Source organism: Streptomyces sp. NPDC046805 (assembly GCF_040645355.1).
In the GTDB taxonomy this organism is placed as follows: Bacteria; Actinomycetota; Actinomycetes; order Streptomycetales; family Streptomycetaceae; genus Streptomyces.
Genome location: NZ_JBEYYC010000042.1, coordinates 14,217 through 30,866, shown reverse-complemented (window position 1 = coordinate 30,866; position 16,650 = coordinate 14,217). Strand labels below are relative to the sequence as shown.

The 16,650-nt window shown below is 70.8% G+C and carries 14 protein-coding genes; 10 read left to right on the top strand and 4 right to left on the bottom strand.

Annotation, left to right across the window (positions count from 1 at the left end):
• Positions 1 to 143 precede the first annotated feature (143 nt).
• The 3 genes from ABZ910_RS32575 to ABZ910_RS32565 all read left to right on the top strand — a co-directional run bounded on the left by ABZ910_RS32575 (position 144) and on the right by ABZ910_RS32565 (position 3,266).
• Positions 144 to 1,241: a PP2C family protein-serine/threonine phosphatase gene (locus ABZ910_RS32575; RefSeq protein WP_361372448.1), complete on the top strand. Its 1,098-nt coding sequence runs from the start codon at positions 144 to 146 to the stop codon at positions 1,239 to 1,241.
• A 238-nt stretch (positions 1,242 to 1,479) separates the two neighbouring features.
• On the top strand, positions 1,480 to 1,956 hold the full coding sequence (locus tag ABZ910_RS32570) for a hypothetical protein (protein WP_361372371.1): 477 nt from the start codon (positions 1,480 to 1,482) through the stop codon (positions 1,954 to 1,956).
• Between the two features lie 74 nt (positions 1,957 to 2,030).
• Positions 2,031 to 3,266, top strand: a complete 1,236-nt coding sequence (locus tag ABZ910_RS32565) for a cytochrome P450 (protein ID WP_361372369.1) — start codon at positions 2,031 to 2,033, stop codon at positions 3,264 to 3,266.
• A gap of 196 nt (positions 3,267 to 3,462) precedes the next feature.
• Here the strand turns inward: ABZ910_RS32565 and ABZ910_RS32560 are convergent, their stop codons facing one another.
• On the bottom strand, positions 3,463 to 5,001 hold the full coding sequence (locus ABZ910_RS32560; RefSeq protein WP_361372446.1) for a helix-turn-helix domain-containing protein: 1,539 nt from the start codon (positions 4,999 to 5,001) through the stop codon (positions 3,463 to 3,465).
• 118 nt (positions 5,002 to 5,119) lie between these two features.
• Between ABZ910_RS32560 and ABZ910_RS32555 the strand changes: the two genes are divergently transcribed.
• The 3 genes from ABZ910_RS32555 (at position 5,120) to ABZ910_RS32545 (ending at position 7,977) form a co-directional block, all read left to right on the top strand.
• A complete protein-coding gene (locus tag ABZ910_RS32555; RefSeq protein WP_361372366.1) occupies positions 5,120 to 5,740 on the top strand; it encodes an L-threonylcarbamoyladenylate synthase in 621 nt (206 codons plus the stop codon).
• A gap of 109 nt (positions 5,741 to 5,849) precedes the next feature.
• The gene (locus ABZ910_RS32550) at positions 5,850 to 6,605 is read left to right on the top strand and encodes a dienelactone hydrolase family protein (protein WP_361372363.1); all 756 of its coding nucleotides are present in this window, start codon (positions 5,850 to 5,852) and stop codon (positions 6,603 to 6,605) included.
• Positions 6,606 to 6,768: 163 nt separating this feature from the next.
• On the top strand, positions 6,769 to 7,977 hold the full coding sequence (locus ABZ910_RS32545; RefSeq protein WP_361372359.1) for a glycoside hydrolase family 64 protein: 1,209 nt from the start codon (positions 6,769 to 6,771) through the stop codon (positions 7,975 to 7,977).
• Positions 7,978 to 8,054: 77 nt separating this feature from the next.
• Here the strand turns inward: ABZ910_RS32545 and ABZ910_RS32540 are convergent, their stop codons facing one another.
• Complete coding sequence (locus tag ABZ910_RS32540; RefSeq protein ID WP_361372356.1) at positions 8,055 to 10,445, bottom strand: M4 family metallopeptidase; 2,391 nt, start codon at positions 10,443 to 10,445, stop codon at positions 8,055 to 8,057.
• A gap of 395 nt (positions 10,446 to 10,840) precedes the next feature.
• Positions 10,841 to 11,686, bottom strand: a complete 846-nt coding sequence (locus ABZ910_RS32535) for an AraC family transcriptional regulator (protein WP_361372353.1) — start codon at positions 11,684 to 11,686, stop codon at positions 10,841 to 10,843.
• A 48-nt stretch (positions 11,687 to 11,734) separates the two neighbouring features.
• Between ABZ910_RS32535 and ABZ910_RS32530 the strand changes: the two genes are divergently transcribed.
• The 3 genes from ABZ910_RS32530 (at position 11,735) to ABZ910_RS32520 (ending at position 14,623) form a co-directional block, all read left to right on the top strand.
• Complete coding sequence (locus tag ABZ910_RS32530; RefSeq protein ID WP_361372351.1) at positions 11,735 to 12,238, top strand: DUF2000 domain-containing protein; 504 nt, start codon at positions 11,735 to 11,737, stop codon at positions 12,236 to 12,238.
• Positions 12,239 to 12,470: 232 nt separating this feature from the next.
• Positions 12,471 to 13,364 (top strand): hypothetical protein, encoded by an 894-nt coding sequence (locus ABZ910_RS32525; RefSeq protein WP_361372348.1) that lies wholly within the window; start codon positions 12,471 to 12,473, stop codon positions 13,362 to 13,364.
• A gap of 104 nt (positions 13,365 to 13,468) precedes the next feature.
• Positions 13,469 to 14,623, top strand: a complete 1,155-nt coding sequence (locus ABZ910_RS32520; RefSeq protein ID WP_361372345.1) for a hypothetical protein — start codon at positions 13,469 to 13,471, stop codon at positions 14,621 to 14,623.
• Positions 14,624 to 14,637: 14 nt separating this feature from the next.
• Here the strand turns inward: ABZ910_RS32520 and ABZ910_RS32515 are convergent, their stop codons facing one another.
• Positions 14,638 to 15,648 (bottom strand): TauD/TfdA family dioxygenase, encoded by a 1,011-nt coding sequence (locus ABZ910_RS32515; protein WP_361372342.1) that lies wholly within the window; start codon positions 15,646 to 15,648, stop codon positions 14,638 to 14,640.
• Between the two features lie 150 nt (positions 15,649 to 15,798).
• On the opposite strand from ABZ910_RS32515, the gene ABZ910_RS32510 reads away from it, so the two are divergent.
• Entirely contained in the window at positions 15,799 to 16,629 is an 831-nt protein-coding gene (locus ABZ910_RS32510) for an aldo/keto reductase (RefSeq protein ID WP_361372340.1), read from the top strand.
• Positions 16,630 to 16,650: the final 21 nt, after the last annotated feature.

The following is a 16,650-nucleotide window of genomic DNA, read 5'->3' as shown; positions in this document are numbered from 1 at the left end:
CACACGCTAGGGCGGCGGACGCACGCGCGTCCATCGCTTTTCCGAAGCGCGGGGAATCGGCTTCCCGGAGGGGCGGGCACCTCGTTCGGTGCGAGCGTCCGCTGCGCGCGGGTGCCGGGTGCCGGGCGTAGCGTGGGGATGTGATGTGGCTGCTCGACCGGCCCTCGCGCCGGTACCGGGACGAGCGTGGCTGGCTGCGGGGCGCGCCGCCACCACGGTGGGTGCGGGTGCTGCCGGTCGCCCTGCTGGCGGCGATCACCGTGGCCACGCTGGTCAGTCCTGATGCGCTCGACATAGGCTTCCTGCTGGGCGCCGTCCCGCCGCTGGCCGTCCTGTCGTACGGCCCGCTGATGACGGCCCTGCTGGGGGTGCTGGTCGTCGTCGTGCTGAACGTGCCGGCCACACAGCTGAACCGTCCCGGCAACACGGATCTGCTCACCCTTGCCTTCGTGGCCGTACTGAGTGTGTTCGTGGCGTATGTGCGCAGTCACCGTGATGCCCAGCTGGACACGGCGCGGACGGTCGCCGAGGCCGTGCAGCGCGCCGCCGTGCCGCCGCCTCCGGATCGGGTCGGGGCGGTCGCGTGCACCGGGCTGTACCGGGCCGCCGAGCAGGGGACGCTGGTCGGCGGGGACTTCTTCGACGTGCGCGAGGGGCCGTACGGCGTCCGGGCGGTGCTGGGTGATGTGCAGGGGCACGGGCTGTCGGCCGTCGCCACGGTCGTGTCGCTGCTGGGGGCCTTCCGGGAGGCGGTGCTCGACCAGCCGGACCTGCACTCGGTCGCGGCACGCATGGACCGCAGGCTGGTGGTGGACTCGGCGGCCGTACGGCACGCGGAGCTGTTCGCCACAGCCGTCCTGCTCGAATTCTCTGCCGACGTCCGGTCCGTGCGGATCGTGACGTGCGGCCATCCGGCCCCGGTGCTGCTGCACGGCGTGCGGGCCCGTGAGATCGGTGCTCCGGCGGGGCTTCCGCTGGGGCTCGGCGTGGGTGCGATCGATCCGCCGAAGGAGGTGACCGTGGCCCTCGGGACGGGCGACCGGCTCGTCCTGGCGTCCGACGGCGTGTGGGAGGCACGGGACACGTCCGACGCCTTCTACCCGCTGGTCGCACGGCTCACCGAGCTCGCCCTGGAGGATTCCGCCGCGCTCACCGAACGCGTGTGGACGGATCTCGTACGGCACTGCGGCACGGTCCGGGACGACGTGACGATGCTCGTCCTCGCGTCCTCCCCCGCCTGAGGTCAACACGACCCGACCGGACGCGTCCCCCGGGCGACGCCTCCAACTCGCGAACCCCTGCGCGAAGTTCGAGCATCCCGACCGCGAACGCCATGGTGCGCCACCCCTTCCGCAGCATAGAAATATCTACGAGGATGCATATGCCGGATTGGTGTGCAACGCACAAGTGCACCCCGGTCACAGCCCGGCGACGGCTTCCTCGCGTCGTAATCAGGTGTGCGATCACCCGGAGCAGCACATGGCGAACATGATGTGGACGCAGGGCGTGGAGTGGCTCGCGGCGGCGGCACCTGACCCCCGGGCCTGCAAACGGGGGTGGGATCAGGGCGACGGCATCGCGCTGCTGGAGGCGGGCCGCTTCTGGGACGTGCTCAGCGTCCCCGACGAGTTGGGGCTGCTCACGCTGGACCTGCTGTGGCGGCCCTCGTTACCCGTGCCGGGGCCCACGCTCGTGGACATGGAAGCCCACCGCGTCGGTTTCTTCCTGCCGCCCGACCCCGAGAGCCACTGGATCGGGGCCGGGGTACGCCACACGGGCAGGGGAGCCTGGGTCTCCGTACCCCCGCCGTATCGGCCCGCCGGTCGCCTGGAGTGGCTCGTCCCGCCGGACGGCACCGGCAGGCTCCATGCTCCCGTCACCCTGGAGATCGCCCTGCGCCAGGCAAACGGAACCCTGGCGATACTGTCTCCGCTGCACGGGGATGTCTCCAACTAAGCTTTCGCTCCCTGCAAGTTGACGTTTCTGCCTGGGCGCTCCAGCCCCCTCCCTTCAGGAGAGTTACCGTCACCGTGACCGAGTCCCCCGGCCGCTTCGCCCTCGACCCGTTCGGGTCCGACATCCCCGCCGAGAGCGCCAAGCTGCGCGACCTCGGCCCGATCGTGCCCGTCGAGCTGCCCGGCGGCATCCCCGCCTGGGCGCCCACCCGTTACGACGTCCTGAAGGAACTGATCCTCGATCCGCAGGTCAGCAAGGACCCCCGGCTGCACTGGCAGTTGTGGCCGGAGATCGGCGAACACCCCTCCTGGGGCTGGATCCTGGGGTGGGTGGGCGTGGTCAACATGCTGTCCACGTACGGCGGGAACCACGCGCGGCTGCGCAAGTTGGTGGCGCCGAGCTTCACGCTGCGGCGCACCGAGGCGATGCGCCCGCGCGTGGAGGCCATCACGGCGGACCTGCTCGACGCCCTGGAGTCGGCCGGCGCCGACGGCCGGGTGGTGGACGTCAAGCAGCTGTTCGCGCACCCGCTGCCGATGCGGATGATCTGCGAACTGTTCGGTGTGCCTCAGGAGTTGCGCGAGGACGTCGTCCAGCTCATCGCCGCCATGATGGACACCTCCGACCCGACCCCGGAGCACGCTGCCTTCGTGCAGGAGCGGATCGGGACCGTACTGGGCAGCCTGATCGCACACAAGACGCAGCACCCGGGCGACGACATGACCACGGAGCTGATCCGGGTCCGGGACGAGGACGGCGACCGGCTCGCCGACGAGGAACTGCTGTACACGCTGCTGCTGGTGATCGGCGCCGGGTTCGAGACCACGGTGAACCTCATCGGCAATGCGGTCGCCGCCCTGCTGCGCGACCCCGGGCAACTGGCCGCCGTACGCTCCGGCGCGGTCTCCTGGGACGCCGTGATCGACGAGACGCTGCGGGTGCACCCCTCCATCGCCTCACTGCCACTGCGCTTCGCGGTCAGCGACCTGAAGGTCGGGGACGTCACGGTTCCGGCCGGGGACGCGATCATCACCACGTATGCCGCCGCGGGGCTCGATCCGGCGCACTACGGGGGCGGCGCGGACGACTTCGACGCCGCGCGCGGGGCCGACGACCATCTGGCCTTCGGCATCGGGGTACACCGCTGCATCGGCGCGCCGCTCGCCCGGATGGAGGCCCTGACGGCGCTGCCCGCGCTGTTCGAGCGCTTCCCAGATCTGACGCCGGCCTTCGAGGACGGTGAGCTGCGTCAGGTGCCGTCGTTCATCGCCTTCGGCTGGCAGGAGATACCGGTCCGGCTGCGGGGCTGAGCACGCCGCAGGGGCGCGACCGGTCCCCCGTTCCGGTCGTGCCCCCTGCGGACACTCTTGAACCTACGTGCGACGCCCGGGCGTTGGGTATCGCGCCCGTGCCCGGTTCGGCGGCCTGAGCACTCACCCGTGCACAGGTGCGTCCGATTGGCCCGCTTCAGCTACGTTCCGTACGCCGCCGTCGTGCACGGCGCTGTCACGTACGGCTGTGCTGCGTACGGCGGAGGGCGGGTTCGGCGAGGTCGCCGACGGCCAGATGGGCGAGAACGACCTCGTAGAGGTCGGTGCCTCCGGCCAACAGCTGGCGTTCGAGGACGGGTTCGGCGCTGCGGACGTGCTCGCGCACGGTCTGGGCGTGGACGCCGAGGTCCTGTGCGGCCCGTTCGGCGTTGCCGCCGGCGGCGATCCAGGCGCGCAGCGTGCCGCGCAGGTCCCGTCCGTCTCCGGTGAGGCGCCCGAGGAGTTCGTGGGCCCAGGTGCGGATCGCCGTCCCGGCGACCAGGTCGGGGAAGGGGACGGCGCGGGCGCGCGGCATGGCGCCGCCGTCGTCCAAGTCCTCTCCCCCTTCGCCTCCCTCCTCCTCGCGGGCGGCCTGGGTGTTGAGTGCGAGGTGGGCGGCGGCCCGCACGGTGAGGTCGGAGAAGTCGGTGTGCAGGAGGCCCTCGACGCGGTCCATGCGGGCGCGGACGGTGTTCCGGCTGACGCCGAGGACCTTGGCCGCGCTCACGGCGGTGAACTCCAGGCCCAGCCGGGTGGTCGCGAGCAGTTCGGCCCGGGTGTGGTGGGGCAGCGTGTCGAGGGGGCGCAGCACGTGGCCGGACCAGGCGCTGAGCGCGGCGGGGTCCATCAGCCGCTCCGGATGGGTGCGTTCGGCGTAGACGGCCGACCGGTCCGGGCGGAAATGGGCGACGGCGAGGGCACTGATGGCCTGGCCGTAGGCCGCGGCGGTCTGCGCCAGGCTCTGCCGGGCGCTGCCGCCCAGGAAGATGTCCCGGCGGCCTTCGACCAGCGACCGCAGCCGCTCCCCCGCCGCGGCCGCGGCGCTCAGGACGATGACGTGTCCGTCCACGGCCGGACAGCGCACGACGAGCGCCTGGCCTCCGGTCACGTCCACGCATGCGTCGGCGATGCGGTCCCGCTCCCCGACGGCGCCCTCGACTACGTACACGCGCGCCGTGTCGGTGTCGAGCAGGCCGGGCCACAGTCCGGCGGCGACGCGCCGGGCCGAGACGGTGTCCTCCACCATCAGCAGTTGCAGGATCGCCAGCCGCAGATCGGCGGCGGCACGCCGGAGCCTGTCTCCCGCTGCCGCCAACTCCCGCTCTCTGAGCAGCAGTTCGACGACCGCGGCGGTGTGGCTCACGATGTCGGTCGCACGTCGGTCGAACGGGGTCGCGCGCGCCACGGCCAGGACGCCGGCCGCGGGCGGATGCGCGCGTGCGTGCCGTACCGCGACCAGGCGTACGTGGCGTCCGGCGCCCTCGATCGCGGCGGAGGAGATCCGACCGCCCACGATCTCCGCGACCAGCGCGTCGTCGAGCGCCATCCGCTCTCCGGCGAGCACGGCGCCGTCGCTGCTCTGCAGGCAGACGTCACCGCGCACGGCCTGCGCGAGCCAGACCACCACCCGGCCCAGATCGCGCCCGGCGGGGCGCAACTGGTCGAGAAGTTTCTCGGCCCACGCCGCGTCGGAGCCGGCCGGCGCGTATGCGCCCTCGTCCACTCGGCCGGACACGTCGACCTTCCCCTCGTTCACTCCGTTGACGTCGCTGTGCTGAGGGGACGTTACCGGACGCACCGGCCCGGGGTCCGGGCTGCGCGGCGAGGGGCCGCGCACGGCATAAGCTCGGCGGATGGCCAAGTACTTCGACGTGCACCCCGACAATCCTCAGCCCCGCAGCATCTCCCAGGTCGCCGACGCCGTGCGGTCGGGAGCGCTCATCGCCTACCCGACCGACTCCTGTTACGCGCTGGGCTGCCAACTCGGCAGCCGTGACGGCATCGACCGGATCCGGTCGATCCGGCACCTCGACGACCGGCACCACTTCACCCTGATGTGCCGGGACTTCGCGCAGCTCGGCCAGTTCGTACGGGTCGACAACGACGTGTTCCGTGCCGTCAAGGCATCGACACCCGGTAACTACACCTTCATCCTCCCGGCGACCCGGGAGGTGCCGCGCAAGCTGCTGCACCCCAAGAAGAAGACCGTCGGTGTGCGCATCCCCGACCACGTGGTGACCCAGGCCCTGCTGGCCGATCTCGGCGAACCCCTGCTCTCCAGCACCCTGCTCCTGCCCGACGAACCCGAACCGATGACCCAGGGCTGGGAGATCAAGGACCGGCTCGACCATGTGGTGGACGCGGTGGTCGACTCCGGGGACTGCGGCACGGAACCGACCACGGTGATCGACTTCTCCAGCGGGGAGGCGGAGATCGTCCGGCGGGGAGCGGGCGACCCGACGCGCTTCGAGTGACCCGGTGACGGGCTCACTGCGCGTGTCACCATGATCGGGACACTCCGCGTCGAGGGACCGCGCGTCGCCGGCGGTCCCGGACGACGCCCCGCAGAGAGGCACTTTGGTCATGACCGCCGCACAGGGAACCACTGTCGACATCCCCACCGAGGACGGCACCGCCGACGCGTACTTCGTCCACCCCGACGACGGGCGCCCCCATCCCGGCGTGCTGCTCTACCAGGACGCCTTCGGGCTGCGCCCGCACCTGAAGTCGATGGCCGACCGGCTCGCCGCGGCCGGCTACGCGGTCCTGGTCCCGAACGTGTTCTACCGCCAAGGGCGTGCTCCCGTAGTGGAGTTGCCCGAGTTCATCGACCCCTCCGCGCGCCCGGAGATGTGGCAGCGGATCGGCCCGCTCGTCCAGTCACTGACTCCCGAGCTCGCGATGCGGGACGCGGGCGCCTATCTGCGCCGGCTGGCCGACAGTCCCCTGGTCGCCGACGGTCCGGTGGCTCTGACCGGCTACTGCATGGGCGCCGGGCTGGCCCTGCGGACCGCGGCCGTCTACCCGGACCGGGTGGCGGCCGCGGCGGGGTTCCACGGCGGACGGCTCGTCACCGACGCCCCGGACAGCCCGCACCTCGGCGCCGAACACATCACCGCCGAGCTGTACTTCGGCCACGCCGACGACGATCCGTCGATGTCCGCCGAGCAGATCAAGCAACTTGAGGACACCCTCACCGCGGCGGGCGTACGGCACCGCGGCGAGGTCTATCCGGGCGCGCAGCACGGCTACACGCAGGCGGACACCGCGGCGTACGACCGCGAGGCCGCCGAGCGCCACTGGGCGGCCCTGCTCGACCTGCTGGACCGCACCTTCTGAGTCGGCGCCTCGTACGTACGGTGCCCTCAGTACGCGACGGGCACCGCACGCGCGTGCCCCGCCCCACTCGTTGACATGTACGCAACCCAGCGCGACGCTGAGAGCGCTCTCACAGGTACGGACCCTCGTCCGTACGACCCCGACCCCCACACGGAGGTGGAGAGTGCTCACAGAACTCAAGCGCCTCGCGCTGCCCCTGGCAGCCGCGGCCGCCCTGGCCGCCGCGCTGACGACTCCGGCGCCGGCAGCACCGCGACCGGTCGCTGCCGCCGCCCTGCCGGACACGATCCCGCTGCAGGTGACCAACAACTCCGGGCGCGGCGACCCGGTGTTCCTCTACGACCTCGGTACCCAGCTCTCGACGGGACAGCAGGGCTGGGCCGACGCCGACGGCACGTTCCATGCGTGGCCCGCGGGCGGCAACCCGCCCACACCCGCGCCGGACGCCTCGATCCCCGGGCCCGCCGCCGGGCAGTCGATGACGATCCGGATCCCGAAGTTCTCCGGACGGATCTACTTCTCCTACGGCCAGAAGCTCGTGTTCAAGCTGACCACGGGCGGGTTGGTGCAGCCGGCCGTGCAGAATCCGAGCGACCCGAACCGGGACATCCTCTTCAACTGGTCGGAGTACACGCTGAACGACGCGGGGCTGTGGCTCAACAGCACCCAGGTCGACATGTTCTCCGCACCCTACGCGGTCGGTGTGCGGCGCTCCGACGGGAGTCTCAGTGAGACCGGGCACCTCAAGCCGGGTGGCTACAACGGGGTGTTGAACGCGCTGCGCGGACAGGCGGGCGGCTGGGGAGGTCTGATCCAGACGCGCTCCGACGGCACCGTGCTGCGCGCGCTCTCACCCGGGCACGGGCTGGAGACCGGTGCGCTGCCCGCGTCCGTGATGGACGACTACGTCAACCGCGTGTGGCAGAAGTACGCCACGTCGACGCTGACGGTCACACCGTTCGCCGACCAGCCGAACACGGTGTTCTCCGGCCGGGTTTCGGGCGGTGTCATGAGCTTCACCGACAGCTCGGGCGCGGTCGTCACCAGTTTCCAGAAGCCGGACGCGGACAGCGTCTTCGGCTGTCACAAGCTGCTCGACGCGCCCAACGACGCGGTGCGCGGCCCGATCTCACGCACGCTCTGCGCGGGGTTCAACCGGTCGACACTGCTGACGAGTTCGCACCAGCCGGACACCGACCCGGCCGACTTCTACCAGGACGCGGTGACGAACCACTACGCCCGGTTCGTGCACACGCAGATGGCCGACGGCAAGGCGTACGCGTTCGCGTTCGACGACGTCGGCGGCCAGGAGTCGCTCGTCCACGACGGCGGCCCGCGGCAGGCGTACCTCACGCTGGATCCGCTGAGCTGACGTACGACGTCCCGCACGCGGATGGTTTCCGCGTGCGGGACGCACACTCCGTCAGCGCGCCGAGCGCGCCGGGCAGTTCAGCTGGTCGTCAGGGCGGTGTCGTCGACGACGAAGCTGGTCTGGAGGGAGGAGTCCTCCACGCCGGTGAACTTGAGCGTGACCGTCGAGCCCGCGAAGGAGGACAGGTCGAAGGTCTTCTGGGTGTAGCCGGTGGCGGCGTTGAGGTTCGAGTACGTCGCCAGGGTCGTCGAACCGGCGGCCACCGTCAGCTTGTCGTACTGCGTGCTGCTGGTGGTCTCGTCCGTGTCGACGTGCAGGTAGAAGGTGAGGCTCGCCCGGCACCCGGCAGGGACGGTCACCGACTGGGACAGCGTGTCGGTGTGCGTGATGCCGTACCCGTCGAGCCACGCCTTGTACGAGCCGCCGTGCGCCGGCTCACTGGGGTCGTTGGTGATGACACCCGAGGACGCGGTCCAGGTGGTGTTGCCGGACTCGAAGCCCGGGTTGCCCAGCAGCTGTCGGGCGGTGCAGCCGCCGGTGGTACTGACCGTCCAGGTGAAGCTGGTCGTGCCGGTCGCGCCGGTCGAGTCGGTCACCGTGACGGTGGTGCTGGAGGTGCCCGCGGTCGTGGGCGTGCCCGAGATCAGGCCGGTCGAGCTGTTGATGGACAGACCGGCGGGCAGGCCGGACGCCGCGTAGGTCAGGGCGCCGGGGTTGGTGCTGCTGGCCGATATCTGCAGGCTCACCGCGGTGCCGACGGTCGAGGACTGGTTGCCCGGGTTGGTGACCGTGACGCCGTTGGGCGGCGGGTTGATGTGGCTGCCGACGTTGATGCCCGCGAAGGCGTTGCCCGCCCCGGCGTACTGGGCGGAGTTGGTGCCGTACAGGGCGGAGGCGGCGTTCAGGGCGGCGGTACGGGCACCGGCGTAGTTGGTGCTCGACGTCATGTACGTCGTCAGCGCCTTGTACCAGATCTGCAGGGCCGCGGCCCGGCCGATGCCGGTGACGGCGACGCCGTCGGACGTGGGGCTGTTGTACGTCACGCCGTTGATGACCTTGCTGCCGCTGCCCTCGGACAGCAGGTAGAACATGTGGTTCGCGGGACCCGAGGAGTAGTGCACGTCCAGGTTGCCGACTCCGGAGTACCAACTGTCGGCGGACCCGCCGTCCTTGCTCGGCTTGTCCATGTAACGCAGCGGCGTGCCGTCGCCGTTGATGTTGATCTTCTCGCCGATGAGGTAGTCACCGGGGTCGGAGGAGTTGTTGGCGTAGAACTCCACGCCGGTGCCGAAGATGTCGGAGGTGGCCTCGTTCAACCCGCCGGACTCACCGGTGTAGTTGAGCCCGGCGGTGTTGGAGGTGACACCGTGGCTCATCTCGTGACCGGCGACGTCCAGCGAGGTCAGCGGGTCGTTGTTGGCAGTGCCGTCGCCGTAGGTCATGCAGAAGCAGGTGTCGTCCCAGAACGCGTTGACGTACGCGTTGCTGTAGTGGACGCGGGAGTAGGCTGCCACGCCGTCGTTCCTGATGCCGCTGCGGCCGAACGTGTTCTTGTAGAAGTCCCACGTCATCGCGGCGCCGTAGTGCGCGTCGGCTCCGGCGGTCGCGGCGTTGGACGTGGTGCCGTTGCCCCAGGTGTCGGTGGTCTGCGAGAACAGGGTGCCGGTTCCGGACGTACCGTGGTTCAGGTTGTACGTCTTGTGTCCGCCGCGCGTGCCGTCGTTCAGCGTGAAGGTGGAGCCCGACTGCGTGGTGTTGAGGGTGACCGTGCCGCTGTACTGGGTGTTGCCGACACCGGACTTGACCGCCTGGAAGCGGTACAGCTCCTTGCCGGTGGAGGCGTCGGTGACCACGTGCAGTTGGCTCGGCGTACCGTCGTCCTGGAAGCCGCCGATCACGGTCTCCCAGGCGAGCTTCGGCGTCCCGGTGCCGGCCCAGATCACCTTGCGGGCGCTGTCCGTCTCGGCCTTCTTGGCGTCGAGCGTCCTGGCGGCCTTCAGGGCCTTCGACTCCGCTGCGGCCTTGGTGAAGGTCGCGGTGGTGGAGGCCACCTTGATCGCGTGCTTGTTGTTGAAGGTCGTGCTCACCGTGCCGGCGGCCAGGGAGGCGGGCGGGGTGTGCACGACGAGGTCGCCGCCGAGGACGGGCAGCCCGTCGTAGGTACGGTCGTAACGGGTGTGCAGCGTGCCGTCGTTGTCCTTGACGACATCCTTGACGAGCAGCTTCTCCTTGGCGCCGAGGCCGAGGGTGCGGGCGGTCGTGGCGGCCTTGTCCTTGGCGCTCTTGACCAGCGCGGAGTGCTGGGCCGGGGAGAGCTTCGCCTCGAGACCGCCCGTGCGGAGGTGGCTGGGGTGGGGAGTGGCGGACTGTGCGGAAGCCGGAACGGACTGCATACCGACGGCGAGGAAGGCTGCGGCGGAGAGCAAGGCCGCTCCGACCGCGGAGCGCCTGTGGGGAATGCGTCTCACTCGAACTCCTCCTGCTGCGGCCACTGGGGGCGGCCGATGACAGACCGGGCAGACGGGTGTGCTGACCGGGAACAGCGGGGCTGTGCGGGCGTTGCGAGCTGTGCGGGGCGGTACGGGCCCGCGATCCGTGAAAGAACTGAAATGGATCTCTGCGGGTGCCGGGGGGAGAATGGCAGCTTTGATGCGTCCATGCCACTGTCGCTGCGCACAATCGAGGGTTTTCCCTATGTCGCTGGTCAGACGGCCGTGTCTGCCGAGCCTGGTGGGGGGATTTGAGACGGGAGAGGCGACGCGTGATGAGGATGAGATGAGGTGTGCGGGGCCGGCCGGTCGGGCAGGACGGGGACGGTCGGGATGAGCGGGATGGTCCGGAAGGGCGGGACGGACCGGATGGGTCAGTCGCGGGTCGCCGGACGATCCCGGCCGGCGGGCCGTCCCGCGTACCGCCCCGGCGTGACCCCCACGACTCGTTTGAAGTGCCGGGTCAGATGCGCCTGGTCGTAGAAGCCGGCCCTGGTCGCCACTTCCGCGGGTGAGCGGCCGTCGAGGAGCAGCCGGCGGGCGCGGTCGACCCTGCGGGACGTCAGGTACTGGTGCGGGGCGATGCCGAAGGCGGTGCTGAACGCCCGTACCAGGTGCGTGGGATGAGCGTGTACCAGGGTCGAGGCCTCGTCCAGCGTCAGGCCCTCCAGCAGCCGTTCGTCGAGCAGTTCTCGCAGGGTGCGGGCCAGGGCCGCTCCGCGGTCCGGCTTCGGATGATCCGACGTCGAGCGGTCTGCCGCGTGGCGCGGGCGCAGGTGGGCGCGGAGTCGTTCGCCGATCAGGGCGAGCCGGCTCTCGGCCTCCAGCTCGTCGCCAGGGTGCGCCAGGGCCGCGTGCAGTTGTCCGACGCGTCGGCGCAGCAAGGGGTCGGCCATGTCGGGGGCGTCCACCGCCGGGCCGATGAGGCTCGCGTCGAGCTGGGGTGCGTCGAGGTACAGCACGCGTTTGCGGAAGCCGTGCGCGGTGGCGGGTGAGCCGTTGTGCGGTACCTGGGGCGGGAGCAGCGACACCGTGTCGTGCGGGGTGCCCCGCTCGCGCCGGTTCAGGTCGTAGCGTACGGCGCCGTCATCGACGATCAGCAGGGTCCACGCGTCGTGGACGTGCATCGGGTACGCGTGCTCGGTGAAGTGCGCGTGAAAGACCTCGACGACACCCGGCACCTGCGGGCGCCACGCGGAAGTCTCCTGCTGGGACGGCATGCAAAGAACGTACAAGACGGTGTGACAGGGGATCGAAAGCATAGAGGCATGACGAACGACAGCCCCCAGCCCGGCACTTCACAGCAGCCCGCTTCTGCACAGACCGCCTCCGCTCAGACCACCTCCGCGCCCGCACGACCCGCACGTTTCGACACCAAGATCGCGGTGGTCCTGCGCGAGGACCTGCAGACCTGGCAGCGGCTGAACGTCACCGCGTTCCTCGTCAGCGGCCTCGGGGCGAAGGTCCCCGAGGTGATCGGCGAGCCGTATGCCGACGCCGACGGCACCCCGTATCTGCCGATGTTCCGCCAGCCCGTGCTGATCTTCGAGGCGACGAAGGAGACGCTGACCGCGGCGCACGCACGCGCCCTGTCCCGTGGCCTGCCCCGGTCGGTCTTCACCTCCGACCTCTTCGCCACGGGCAACGACCACGACAACCGGGCGGCTGTACGGGCCGTGCCGCGCGACCAGTTGGACCTGGTGGGGCTCGCCGTGTACGGGCCGCGCAACAGCGTCGACAAGGCGCTCAAGGGGGCGCGCATGCACTCCTGAGCAGACAGGACCGGTGAATACTCCGGCAGCCGCCCGCGTCACGGCGGCGCTCCTGGTATGAGTGGGGGAAGCGGACGGTGGGGAGCCGAGTGCCGGATGGGCGCGGCTCGCGAAGACGGCTCTGGGGGTGGTTGCGGTGACGGCAGGATTACCGGCGCCTGCGGGACACGACGGCGACAACCACCCGGACTCGCAACCGGATTCGGATTCGCCATCGGAACCGGCACCGGACGTGGAGCCGGAATCGGAGTCGGAACCGCAGGACGGCTCGGCGCCGCCGCCCGCTCGGGGCGGGACCGGCGATGCCCCTTCGACTGCCGCACCCGACGGGGATGCCGCCACGCCGGCCACGTTCCGCGGGCGTACGGGCAGGTGGCTGCGCACGGTGCCGGGCCTCGCCGCCTCCACCGTCCTCACCACCCTGTGCGCCGCGGCCGCCACCGCACTGTTCACCGGCGTGCTGAACCTGTGGCCCGACTCGTCGAAGGTCTCCCTGTCCGTGGAGACGGACCCCATGCGCCTGGACGCCGAGCAGGATCTCGTCCAACTCGTCCCGGCCCAGCGGTTCGACAACAGCACCCCGCGCGACGGATGCGCCGGCTTCTGGCACTGGACGCGGGCCCGGGGAGGAGTGGACGAGGACCGTACGAGCATGCAGCTGACGGTGTCCAACAGCGGGTCGAACACGGCGCTGATCACCGGCATGCGCGCCGAGGTGATCTCCCGCAAGCCTGTGTCCTCCGTCGTCGAGACCATGTGCCGCACCCAGGGCGAGGCGAAGGTGTACTCGGTGGGCATCAACCTCGACAAGGCCCAGCCGTACGGCGTCTACGAGAAGAACGGCAAGAGCGGTCCGCCGGAGTTCACGGTGGCCGGCGGCGGCCTGGAGACCTTCCTGGTCACGGCCGACATCTCCCATGGTGCCGCCCAGTGGAAACTGGCCGTGGATCTCGTCGAGGACGGTCACAAGCGCACCGTTGTCGTGGACGACGACGGACGGCCGTTCACCACCGTGACCCGCCCCCACGGCATGGCCGTATGGGAGTTGGATCCCCACGGAAGCGGCTGGCATCGGCAGACGAACGGCAGCGGCGACTCCGCGAGCCTGTCGGGCTCGACGTCGTGAACCCCGGGAGCACGGGGTCCGCGGAGGCCGAGGATGCCGGGCGGTTCGCAAAGTCTGAGGAGGCCGGGGAAGCTGGGCGGTCCGAGAGCCGGGCGCACGGGCGCGTGCTGAGCGGACGCGTCGTCGTCGCCGTACTCGCCGCCGCCGTCGCGATGGGCATGCTCCTGTCCCTGCTCGTCCTACGGCTCGGGAACGCATCCCCGGACGGCGCTGCCGGGCCGCCTCGGCCGTCGGCCCCGCCCCGTCTTCACCCGCTGCCACGGACCGTCGCGGGGCAACTGGTCGTCACGGTCGCGGCAGGTAACGGCACCGTGGTGTACGGGACCGCGGACGGTGGCGTCTACGCCGCGTCGACGCACTCCGGCCCTCGACGGATCACGGGCCTCACCGGGCGAGTGGTGAAACTGGCCTTCGACCGTGGAGGACGGTGGCTGGCGGCCGCCAGCGAATTCGGCCAACTCGCCGTGGTGGACACGGCCCACCCGGACTCCCGCGTCGTCCGCCGCTGGTTTCGGACCGACTCCCCCTATGCCGCCGAGATCCCGCCGAGCCAGCTCGCCATCGACACCACGGGCACCCGCGTCGCCGCGCAGACGGACGACATCGGCATCCTCGACCTGCACGGCAGCGGCTCACCCCACTGGCTTCCGGGCGCCACCTACGACTGTTCCGGCGCCCGCGACATGGGCTTCGTCGGCACCGAGTTCATCGCGTCCTACGACACCTGCGCCAACGTCTGGAACGCGTCCACACTCCGTCTGGAGCGTCAGGTCTACTTCCCCAGCCTGGGCAACGGCATGGTCGGTCACGGCCGCATCCTCTACGGCACGTTCCGCCACGCCCTGCTGCTGAACTACCTCAGGACCAGCCCGCTGCCGAGCGCCCAGGCCGCACCCGGGCAACCCCGCCCCGTGCTGGGCGACATCATCGCCGACAAGACGGTCGGCACCCGGCGCAGCCCGATCCAGCCAGTGGCGGACGCCGGCCGTGTCGCGGCCGTACTGCAGGACGCGCGCCTGTTCTTCTGGGAGCCCGTGTCCGGCCGCACCCTGGCCACCGTCCCGCTTCCCTTCCCCTCCGTCTGCGCGTCGGTCACCAAGCCCGCGCCCCCGGCGCAGTTCAGCACCTCGTTCTCGCCGGACCACAAGAACCTGGTGGTCAGCGCCTTCTGTCCGCCGCCGGACATCGACTCCAACTCCGAGGAGGGCAGGCGCCGTTCGACGTATCGGTACTGGATGCTCGGCTATCCCTCCCCGTGACGCACCTCAGCCGCTCACCAGCGCCCGGGTTCCGTGCCCACCACCGCCTGTGACCGCCGTCCGTCCACGCCCACCGGTACGTCGCCGGCGAGCATCACCCGGTGCATGATCCGGGGGAATTCCAGGTGGGTGCTGTCGCTGGGGGCCAGGTGGATGGTGGCCCGGTTGTCCCAGAAGGCGACGCTGCCCGGCTCCCAACGGAAGCGGACCGTGTATTCGGGCCGTACGGCCTGTTCCAGCAGCATCTCCAGGAGCGCCGCGCTCTCGGGCCGGGAGACGCCGGTGATCTGCTCGACGTAGTAGCCGTTGACGAACAGCACCCGCTCCCCCGTCTCGGGGTGCACGCGCACCAGTGGGTGTACGGAAGCGACCTGATGGTCCAGCAGGTGGCGCAGGTAGGCGTCGTCGCCCGGCCGGGGCTGGTAGCCGACGCCGAGCCGGTGCTCGGCCCGCAGCCCGTCCACGAACGCCCGCACGGGTGCGGACAGCCCGGCGTAGGCGGCCGCCAGGTTGGACCAGGTGGTGTCACCGCCGTACGGCGGGACCGTCTCGGCGCGCAGGATGGTCGCCGCCGGCGGGTCGATCCGGGCGCCGTGGTCGCAGTGCCAGCCGCGCAGCAGGGTGTGCCGGCGCCTCCCCAGCCACTCCTCGTGCTCCATGCCGAACCTTCCGCCCAGCTCCAGCCGGTCGGCGGTCGTCTCCACCTCCGGGAAGTCGGCCGGGGACGCGCTGCCGCGCCGCCCGAGCACGACCGGTTCACCGAACCGGCTCGCGAACGCGACATGACCGGCGTGGTCGAGCCGCTGCCCCCGGAAGAACACCACCTTCCAGCGCAGCACCGCCTCCCTGATCAGAGCGACGACGGCAGCGTCGAGGGCGTCGGCCAGATCGACGCCCGTGATCTCGGCGCCGATGTGCCCGGCGACCGGGTGCACGCCGATGCCTGCGACCGGCTCCGGGCGGTCCGTCCGCTGCGTCTGCCCTGCCCGCCGTGTCTGCCGTGGGGTTCCGCTGTCCGTCGTCATGCGTGCTCCCATGATGGTCGTCTCCACGGATGGTCGTCCGCTGGTCGTCGTACCGGCCCCACGAAGATCGTGACAGCGAATCCACGGCCTGGCGACAGCGCGCCCCCTCCATGACGCTGGGGGTAGGACACAGCCGACGGAGGTCCCCCTGTGAGCAGCATCCCGGCGCACACACTCAACGACGGTACGACGATCCCCGCCATCGGCCTGGGAACCTGGCCGATGGACGACGTGCGGGCCGAGGAGGCCGTGAGCGGCGCGCTGGGCCTCGGATACCGACTGGTGGACACCGCGGCGAACTACCACAACGAGACGGGAGTCGGCCGGGGCATCGCACGTAGTGGCGTCCCCCGCGAGGAGGTCGTGGTGACGACGAAGCTGCCGGGTCGCCACCACGGGTACGCGGAGACCCTCGCCTCGTTCGAGGAGTCCCGGCAGCGGCTGGGCCTGGAGTACGTCGATCTGTACCTGATCCACTGGCCGCTCCCCCGCCTCGACAAGTACGTCGACTCGTGGAAGGCGATGATCAAACTGCGGGAGGACGGTCTGGCCCGCTCCATCGGCGTCTCGAACTTCACGCCGCGGCACATCGCGCGGCTGGAGGACGAGACGGGCGTCCTCCCCGCCGTCAACCAGATCGAGCTGCACCCCCTGTTCCCGCAGGAGGAACGCCGTGCCTTCCACGCGGACAAGGGCATCCTCACCGAGAGCTGGAGCCCGCTGGGCCGGGGCAGACTGCCGCTGCACGAGCCCGCCGTCGTCGCGATCGCCGAGGAGCTGGGCGTGACGCCCGCGCAGGTGGTGCTCCGGTGGCACATCCAGCTGGGCGTCGTTCCGATCCCGAAATCCGCCGCCCCCGAACGCCAGCGCGAGAACCTCGACGTCTTCGGTTTCCGGCTGGACCCCGCCCAGGTCGCCGCGATCTCCGGCCAGGTCCGCCGACGGCTCGGCGGAGACCCCGAGACGCACGAGGAGTTCTGAGGGGGTCGGACAGGCTCGCAC